This is a genomic window from Mesorhizobium sp. M1E.F.Ca.ET.063.01.1.1 (assembly GCF_003998155.1).
GTDB lineage: Bacteria > Pseudomonadota > Alphaproteobacteria > Rhizobiales > Rhizobiaceae > Mesorhizobium.
In genome coordinates, this window is the sequence record NZ_RZSC01000240.1 from 1 (window position 1) to 7,990 (window position 7,990).

At 64.6% G+C, this 7,990-nt stretch carries 10 protein-coding genes and 1 riboswitch; of the genes, 8 read left to right on the top strand and 2 right to left on the bottom strand.

The features are described from left to right. On the top strand, positions 1 to 626 hold a 626-nt coding region (locus tag EOA29_RS17900; protein WP_127221223.1), incomplete at its 5' end, for a chorismate synthase. A 91-nt stretch (positions 627 to 717) separates the two neighbouring features. Beyond that, a complete protein-coding gene (gene ribB / locus EOA29_RS17905; protein WP_126095254.1) occupies positions 718 to 1,818 on the top strand; it encodes a 3,4-dihydroxy-2-butanone-4-phosphate synthase in 1,101 nt (366 codons plus the stop codon). A 204-nt stretch (positions 1,819 to 2,022) separates the two neighbouring features. Here ribB and EOA29_RS17910 read toward each other — a convergent pair whose 3' ends face one another. Next, positions 2,023 to 3,243: an MFS transporter gene (locus tag EOA29_RS17910; RefSeq protein WP_127221224.1), complete on the bottom strand. Its 1,221-nt coding sequence runs from the start codon at positions 3,241 to 3,243 to the stop codon at positions 2,023 to 2,025. A 121-nt stretch (positions 3,244 to 3,364) separates the two neighbouring features. Here EOA29_RS17910 and EOA29_RS17915 point away from each other — a divergent pair, with 121 nt between their 5' ends. Beyond that, positions 3,365 to 3,958 (top strand): TetR/AcrR family transcriptional regulator, encoded by a 594-nt coding sequence (locus EOA29_RS17915; protein ID WP_127221225.1) that lies wholly within the window; start codon positions 3,365 to 3,367, stop codon positions 3,956 to 3,958. Positions 3,959 to 4,192: 234 nt separating this feature from the next. Continuing rightward, entirely contained in the window at positions 4,193 to 5,173 is a 981-nt protein-coding gene (locus EOA29_RS17920) for a hypothetical protein (protein ID WP_126095251.1), read from the top strand. A gap of 32 nt (positions 5,174 to 5,205) precedes the next feature. Here the strand turns inward: EOA29_RS17920 and bluB are convergent, their stop codons facing one another. Continuing rightward, positions 5,206 to 5,937 carry a 5,6-dimethylbenzimidazole synthase gene (bluB, locus tag EOA29_RS17925; RefSeq protein WP_127221226.1) on the bottom strand — a complete coding sequence of 244 codons (732 nt, stop codon included), beginning with the start codon at positions 5,935 to 5,937 and terminating at the stop codon, positions 5,206 to 5,208. A 40-nt stretch (positions 5,938 to 5,977) separates the two neighbouring features. Then, a riboswitch (cobalamin riboswitch) is annotated at positions 5,978 to 6,156 on the bottom strand. Positions 6,157 to 6,271: 115 nt separating this feature from the next. On the opposite strand from bluB, the gene EOA29_RS17930 reads away from it, so the two are divergent. The 4 genes from EOA29_RS17930 to EOA29_RS17945 all read left to right on the top strand — a co-directional run. Next, positions 6,272 to 7,198 carry a histone deacetylase family protein gene (locus EOA29_RS17930; protein ID WP_126095249.1) on the top strand — a complete coding sequence of 309 codons (927 nt, stop codon included), beginning with the start codon at positions 6,272 to 6,274 and terminating at the stop codon, positions 7,196 to 7,198. Between the two features lie 3 nt (positions 7,199 to 7,201). Further along, positions 7,202 to 7,453, top strand: a complete 252-nt coding sequence (locus tag EOA29_RS17935) for an exodeoxyribonuclease VII small subunit (RefSeq protein ID WP_126095248.1) — start codon at positions 7,202 to 7,204, stop codon at positions 7,451 to 7,453. Positions 7,454 to 7,476: 23 nt separating this feature from the next. Next, positions 7,477 to 7,743: a DUF2277 domain-containing protein gene (locus EOA29_RS17940; RefSeq protein WP_126095247.1), complete on the top strand. Its 267-nt coding sequence runs from the start codon at positions 7,477 to 7,479 to the stop codon at positions 7,741 to 7,743. A gap of 8 nt (positions 7,744 to 7,751) precedes the next feature. Then, the coding region (locus EOA29_RS17945) for a pirin family protein (RefSeq protein ID WP_145969692.1) at positions 7,752 to 7,990 on the top strand (239 nt) is incomplete at its 3' end.

Below are 7,990 nucleotides of genomic sequence, written 5' to 3' on the forward strand. Positions count from 1 at the left end.
GTGAAAAATCGATCGACCGCGCCAACTGGAACTGGAATTTCGTCGGTGATGCCGAAAACCCTTTCTTCACGCCGGATCCGGCCTCGGTCCCCGTCTTCGCCGCCTATCTCGACGGCATCCGCAAGGCCGGGTCCTCGGTCGGCGCGGTGATTGAGATCGTCGCCGAAGGCGTGCCTGCTGGCCTCGGCGCGCCGATCTACGCCAAGCTCGACCAGGACATCGCCTCGGGCCTGATGTCGATCAACGCCGTCAAGGGCGTCGAGATCGGCAACGGCTTCGAGGCCGCCCGCATCACCGGCGAGCAGAACGCCGACGAGATGCGCATCGGCAATGACGGCAAGCCGGTGTTCCTCTCCAACAATGCCGGCGGCATCCTCGGCGGCATCTCGACCGGGCAGGCGATCGTCGCCCGCTTCGCCGTCAAGCCGACCTCCTCGATCCTGACCCCGCGCAAGTCGATCGACAAGGACGGCAGGGACGTCGATGTCATGACCAAGGGCCGCCACGACCCCTGCGTCGGCATCCGCGCCGTGCCGATCGGCGAGGCCATGGTTGCCTGCGCGATCGCGGATCATTATCTGCGGCATAGAGGACAAACAGGGAAGGGAGTAGGCAGTAGGGAGTAGGCAGTAGGCAGTAGGCCAGCCCGACACAGCCTTTTTCCTTCCCTACTGCCCATTGCCTAATTCCTATTCCCTGCGAGCGAAGCGAGCACCTATGCCTTACGACCAGAAGAAGATCGTCGAAGCGATCCGTGCTTTCGAGCGCGGCGAGATCGTCGTCGTCATGGACGATGACGGACGCGAGAACGAGGGCGACCTGATCGTCGCCGCCGTCCACTGCACGCCGGAAAAGATGGCCTTTATCGTCCGCAACACCTCCGGCATCGTCTGCACGCCGATGCCGCGCGAGGAGGCGAGGCGGCTGAACCTCGCGCCGATGGTGGCCGACAATGATTCGGCCCACACCACGGCATTCACCGTCAGTGTCGACTTCAAGCACGGCACCACGACCGGCATTTCCGCCGACGACCGCACGCTCACCGTGCGCAATCTCGCCAACGGCAATGTCGGCGCCTCAGACTTCGTCCGTCCAGGTCACATCTTCCCTCTCATCGCGCGCGAAGGCGGCGTCTTGATGCGCTCGGGCCATACGGAAGCCGCTGTCGATCTCTGCAAGCTCGCCGGCCTGCCGCCGGTCGGCGTCATCTCCGAGCTGGTCAACGACGACGGCACCGTCAAGCGCGGGCCCGAGGTTCAGGCTTTCGCCAAAGAACATGGCCTGAAGCAGGTTTCGGTCGCCGATCTGATCGCCTACCGGCAGCGCAAGGAAACGCTGGTCGAGCGCGTCGCCTGCTCCGACATCGACACGCCCGGCGGCAAGGCGCAGGTTTTCACCTACACGCTGCCCTGGGATTCCATGCATCACGTCGCGGTCGTCTTCGGCGACATCCGCGACGGCGAGGAGGTGCCGGTGCGCCTGCATTCGGAGGATGTCGTCACCGACGTCTTCGGCACCAGCCATCGTCTGGAAGGCATCATGAAGGCGATGGGCGAGCGCAGGCGCGGCGTCATCGTTTATCTGCGCGAGGGCTCGGTCGGCGTCGCCCACCAGGAGCGCAAGCGGCCGGCGAGCGGTGAGCGCGAGGATCATGAGGAAGCGCGCCGGCGCGAGAACGAGTGGCGCGAGATCGGTCTCGGCGCTCAGATCCTGAAGGATCTCGGCATCTCTTCGATCAACCTGATCGCCTCGCGCGAGCGCCACTATGTCGGCCTCGAAGGTTTTGGCATCCATATCGCCAAGACGGAAATCCTTTAGGCTGTCGGGGGACGCGCCGGAAGTTCCTCCAGGCAGATCGCATGCTTACGCGATTGGCCGAAGCGCCCGCGACGTCGTCATCCAGGGTCCCCGCGCCGGAGCTTCGCTCCTGCGTCGCCCTAGAATGACGAAGTTCGAAAGGCGTCGGCTAATTTCGAACGTCTACGATGGGTTCGCCGATACGAACGACCGGGCGGTCTTGCGTCACTCAGCCGGGACAGCCGCTTCGTCTCCATCCAGATCGCAATCCTCCGTCGCCAGCCGGCATTGGCCGGCGAGCACGGTGGCTAACGCGATCGCGCCCGCCGCAACGGACACCCAGAACCCGCTCTGCGGTCCAAAAGCGTCGACCATCCAGCCGGCGGCGAAGGAGCCCAGCGCCATTCCGATGCCGATCCCGGTCGTCACCCAGGTGACGCCCTCCGTCAGCATCGCTGCCGGCACGTGGCGCTCGATCAGCCCGAAGGCGGTGATGAAGGTCGGCGAGATCGCCACGCCGCTGACGAAGACGGCGAGCGCCAGCGTCGGCACGGTGTCGACGAAAAGCAGCGGCAGCGTGGTGAGCGCGATCACGGTGACCGCGACCGCCAGTTGCCGCTGCAGCGGCGTCTTCAGGCTGAGCGCTCCGACAATGATGCCGAGCACGAAGGATCCCAGCGCATAGACGCCGATGACCAGGCTCGCCGCCTCGGGCTGGCCGAGCGCCTTGGTGATGGCGACGGTGGTGACTTCCGTGGTGGCGAAGGTCGCGCCGACGAAGATCAGCGCGAAGGTGATGATCTGGACCGGCCGCAGCCGGATCGCCGAACCGGCCGCGCCATATTCCGCCGTATTTACCGGCGGCTCCGTCGAGCGCTGCAGCAGGAATGCCGCCGAGCCGAGAGCGAGCAGCAACGTGCTGGCGATCATGCCCGCTTCCGGGAACAGCGCGGCGCTTAAGCCCACCGACAGCGAGGCGCCGGCGACGTAGACCAGCTCGTCCGCCGCGGATTCGAAGGCGAAAGCGGTGTTTAGCTCGGGCCGGTTGCGGAAAATCTCGGTCCAGCGCGCCCTGACCAGCGCCGGAATGCTGGGCATCAAGGCGGCAAGCAGCGCGGACAGGAACAGGGTCCATACCGGCCAGTGCTGATTGGCCGCCGCGATCAAGGCCGCGAAGGAAAGCGCCGAAACGAGCGTCGTCGGGACGGCTATGCTGGTCTGGCCGAGCCGGTCCACCAGCCGCGAGATCTGCGGCGACAGGAAGGCGTTGACCAGCGCGTAAGTGGCCGAGACGGCGCCGGCCAGCCAGTATTCGCCATGCGTCTGCGACAGCATCGCCACGATGCCGATCGGCGCCATGGCGATCGGCAGCCGCGCCATGAAGGCGGCCGCGGCAAAGCCTTTCGTTCCGGGAGCCCGAAAGATTTCCGAATAGGGGTTTCGCATGGTCCTGCTCCTCGACAAGGAAGGGCGCCGCAATTACATACGCAGCGTATGAATGTCAGATAGTTCATACGTCGCGTATGTCAATTGGCATACGAGACGTATGTGAATAGAGCCAGAAACCGTGCACAGACCCCGCAAGGAGATGATCGCCGAGACGCGCGCCAAGCTGATCGCGGCCGCGCGCCATGCCTTCGGCACGATCGGCTATACCGAGGCCTCGATGGACGATTTCACCGCTTCAGCGGGCCTGACGCGCGGCGCGCTCTACCACCATTTCGGCGACAAGAGGGGACTGCTGCAGGCGGTGATCGCCGAGATCGACGGCGAGATGGCTGCGCGGGTGAACGAGGTGGCGGCGAGAGCGCCGACCCGCTGGCAGCGCTTCGTCGACGAATGCACCACCTATATCGAGATGGCGTTGGAGCCGGAAATCCAGCGCATCATGTTCCGCGACGGCCCGGCGGTGCTGGGCGATCCGGCGCAGTGGTCGAACGCCAATGCCTGCACCGCGTCGATGACGGATCATCTGACGAGACTGCAGGAAGAGGGCGTCGTCGTGCCCGATCTCGACCCCGAGACCGCCGCGCGGCTGATCAACGGCGCCAGCAGCCAGGCCTCGCAACGCATTGCCAATTCGAACGACCCCGAGGCGACGTCGAAGAAGGCGATAGCGGCGTTCAAGCAGCTACTGGAAGGACTGCGCAAAAAGCCCTGACTGCACGATCGGGTAAGGATATCGCCGGTTTGTGCACCGGTTTTGGGACTGGCGCGGCGCCGTCGCAATTGACAATGACAGGCGCGAGCGCATCCTCCTCGACCATTCTCTTACAGCGCCGCGCGTTCTTCGAACGCGCAAAGGACGCTGTAACACTTTGACTATGCCGCATGATCCTTTCCGAAAATCGATTCCGATTTTCGGGGTCATGCGCGAGGCGGGAGAGTCGGGGCCATGTGGGACTTCAGCATCGGCCGGTCGGTGTCCATCATGATGCGGACATGGCCGTTCATCGTCTTTCGCATGATCGTCTATTTCGGCATCACGTTGGCCTACATCATGGCGACCGGCACCGGCGCCAGCGTCGGCTACGGTGTCGGCCACATCTCCACCGATCCCGATGGACCGATGTCCTTTGCCTTGTGGGGCGGGGTTGTCGGCTTCGGCGTCGTCTCGATCGCCGTCTACTGGATCCGCGAATATATCCTCTATGTGCTCAAGGCCGGTCACATCGCCGTCATGGTCCACCTGATCGATGGCCACGACGTCCCCGACGGCCAGCGCCAGATCGCCTATGCGAAGGAAGTGGTGACCCAGCGCTTCGCCGAGGCCAACATTCTTTTCGTCGTCGACCAATTGGTGAAGGGCGCCATCCGCGCCATCACCGGCCTGATCGGCGGCATCGCGGCGTTCTTGCCCATTCCGGGCTTGAACGGCCTCGTCAGCTTCATCAACACCGTCATCCGCCTGTCGCTGACCTATGTCGACGAGATCATCCTCGGCTACAACATCCGCATCAATTCGAACTCTCCGTTCGAAACCGCCAGGCAAGGCGTCGTGCTCTACGCGCAGAACGGCAAGCACATGGTCAAGAACGCCGTCTGGCTGGCGGTGATCATGTGGGGCGTGTCCTTCGTCATCTTTCTTTTGATGCTGGCGCCGGCAGGCGCGATCCTGTGGGTCATGCCGGGCCAGCTTGCCGGCTGGGCCTTCGTGCTGGCAATCGTCTTTGCCTGGGCCTTCAAGGCGGCCTTCATCGAACCCTTCGCCATCGTCTCGCTGATGCAGGTCTATTTCGACGCCATCGAAGGCCAGGTTCCGAACCCGGAATGGGATCAGCGGCTGGCCGAAGCGTCATCGAAATTCAGAGAGCTTCGCGACAAGGCGCTCGGCTCCTTCGGCGGCTCGCGCTGGGATTCGCCCCGGGCTGCTTGATCGGCAGCCCCTTGATCACGACGGCAGCCCGATCACGGCTTCGGCTGCTCTCCGAGGCGGGCAATCGCCGACTTGAGCGGCGCCTCGCCGGCGCCGCAAAAGGTCTCGCTCATCACCAGCTCGGCCAGCGGCAGGCGCTTGCCCCAGCCATGCGCCTCGAGGTCCGGCCTCGGCGCGAATTCCGAAACACGGCCGACGCAGAGATAGGCAACCGGCGTGACGTGCTCGGGGATCGACAGGAGCCGCTTCAGCGCGTCCGTTTCGATGATGCTCACCCAGCCGACGCCGACACCTTCCGCCCGCGCCGCCAGCCAGAAGTTCTGCACCGCGCAGACGGTGCTGTAGAGGTCCATTTCCGGGTTGTGCCAGCGCCCGAGCGGCGAGTTCCTTGAACGCTGCCGGTCGCAGGTGATGCAGAGATTGAGCGCGCTTTCGCAGATGCCCTCGAGCTTCAGCTTGCGGTAGAGCGCCTGCCGCTCCGCCTCGATCGCCGGCAATTCCTGCTCGCGCGCGGCAAGGAACAGGTCGCGCACCTGCCGCCGCCTTGTCACATCGCGGATAACGATGAAATTCCAGGGCTGCATGTAGCCGACCGACGGCGCGTGATGGGCGGCCGTCAGCAGCCGCGCCAGAACGGCATCGTCGATACCGTCGGCAACGAAATGGCTGCGCACGTCGCGCCGGGTGAACATCGCCCGATAGACGGCATCGCGCGCCAATTGGTCAAAGTCATCGCCGCCCATGGCGGCCGCTTGTGCCTGCATCGCTTGTCCCTTGCGACAGCAGTCCTCCGCCTGACCATGCGGAAGACCATGTCTGCCGGGCCGGTCTTCTGGCTCGGGATCGACCCACGTCCGGCGCCTTCCCGTCTAGGACAGTGGCTTTTGCCGGCGCGGTCCCCCTCACAGCGTTGGGCACGCCACGGAGTTCAACCGTGTTCCCGATTCTCCCGCCTCGCGGGCACCAGGCAGCAGTCCGACCTTATCGCGAAGCAGAGGCCGCGCCAATGCCGCCAGCGACACTATCGGGCGCAATTTTCCCCAGCCATTCGGCCATCAAACATGGTCATCCGGGCCACGCGTGCCTAGATTAGGCGCCATGACCACCCGTCTCTACACCCATCCGGTATTCTTGGAACACCTCACGCCGCCCGGCCACCCTGAAAGGCCGGACCGTTTGCGCGCCATCGAGCGCGTGCTGGATGACGAGGCTTTTTCGGCTCTCGACCGCGTCAAGGCGCCGGAAGGCGACGAGGCGACCATCCTCTACGCGCATCCGGAAGATTTTGTTGCCCGCATCCGCGCGGCCATTCCCGCAAGCGGTATCGTCTCCATCGACGCCGACACCAGCGCCAGCCCGAAGAGCTGGCAGGCCGCGGTGACGGCGATCGGTGCCGCCAACGCGGCGATAGACGATGTCTTCGAAGGCCGCGCCGCCAATGCCTTCGTCGCCGCGCGCCCGCCCGGCCACCACGCCGAAAAGACCACCGCGATGGGCTTTTGCCTGTTCAACACCGCGGCGATCGCCGCCCGTCATGCACAGAAGAAGCATCAGGCCGAGCGCGTCGCCATCGTCGATTGGGACGTCCACCACGGCAACGGCACGCAGGACATCTTCTGGGACGATCCGTCGGTGCTTTATTGCTCGACGCACCAGATGCCGCTCTATCCGGGCACCGGCGCGAAAAGCGAAACCGGCGCCGGCAACATCGTCAACGCGCCGCTGGCACCCCGCACCGGCAGCGAGCTGTTCCGCGACGCCTTCCTTTCGCGCGTGCTGCCGTCGATCGACGCGTTCGCGCCGGACCTGATCATCATTTCCGCCGGCTTCGATGCGCACCATCGCGATCCGCTCGCCGAGATCAACCTGACCGAGGACGATTTCGATTGGGCAACCGGCCAGTTGATGGAGCGCGCCGGGCGCCATAGCGGCAACCGGCTCGTCAGCCTGCTGGAGGGCGGCTACGATCTGCAGGGACTGGCATTTTCGGTCGCCGCCCATGTCGGGCGGCTGATGAAAGGATAAATGATGGCTGATGAAGCTAACCAAGACGTCAAAACGATGAGCTTCGAACAGGCGCTCGACGCGCTGGAGAAGATCGTCGATGATCTGGAGCGCGGCGACGTCCCGCTCGACCAGTCCATCCGGATCTACGAGCGCGGCGAGGCGCTGAAGGCGCATTGCGACCGGTTGCTCAAGGCGGCCGAGGACAAAGTCGAGAAGATCAGGCTTTCGCGCGACGGCAAGCCGGTTGGAACGGAGCCGCTCGACGCCGAGTAAGGTGTGTTGCAAGGAGTTCAAGCATGTGCCGAAACATCAAGACCCTGTTCAACTTCGAACCGCCGGCAACCGACGACGAGGTCCATGATGCAGCCCTGCAGTTCGTGCGCAAGCTGAGCGGCTCGACCAAGCCCTCCAAGCGCAACGAGCACGCCTTCCACCATGCCGTCGAGGCGATTGCCGCCGCGGCGCGCGAACTGCTCGATTCGATGGAAACCACCCAGCATCCGCGCAATCGCGAGGAAGAGGCGGCCAAGGCGAAAGCCAGATCCGCGCTCCGCTTCGCCTGAGACCTGCCATGAGCTTCTTTCCAGGCAACGATCCCGAGGCCGGCGACGCCTTCGCCTGCGACCAGATCGAATTGATGGTGATCCCCAACGCCAAGGACATCGGCGGCTTCGAGGTCCGCCGCGCCTTGCCGACCGCAAAACGCAGGCTGGTCGGACCGTTCATCTTCTTCGACCGCATGGGGCCGGCCATCCTGCGCGCCGGCCATGCGATCGACGTGCGCCCGCATCCGCATATCGGGCTTTCCAC

Bases quoted from the DNA above. Each gene is read 5' to 3' on its own strand.
- ribB (WP_126095254.1), top strand. From the start codon at position 718: ATGCCTTACGACCAGAAGAAGATCGTCGAAGCGATCCGTGCTTTCGAG.
- EOA29_RS17910 (WP_127221224.1), bottom strand. From the start codon at position 3,243: ATGCGAAACCCCTATTCGGAAATCTTTCGGGCTCCCGGAACGAAAGGC.
- EOA29_RS17920 (WP_126095251.1), top strand. From the start codon at position 4,193: ATGTGGGACTTCAGCATCGGCCGGTCGGTGTCCATCATGATGCGGACA.
- bluB (WP_127221226.1), bottom strand. From the start codon at position 5,937: ATGCAGGCACAAGCGGCCGCCATGGGCGGCGATGACTTTGACCAATTG.
- EOA29_RS17930 (WP_126095249.1), top strand. From the start codon at position 6,272: ATGACCACCCGTCTCTACACCCATCCGGTATTCTTGGAACACCTCACG.
- EOA29_RS17935 (WP_126095248.1), top strand. From the start codon at position 7,202: ATGGCTGATGAAGCTAACCAAGACGTCAAAACGATGAGCTTCGAACAG.
- EOA29_RS17940 (WP_126095247.1), top strand. From the start codon at position 7,477: ATGTGCCGAAACATCAAGACCCTGTTCAACTTCGAACCGCCGGCAACC.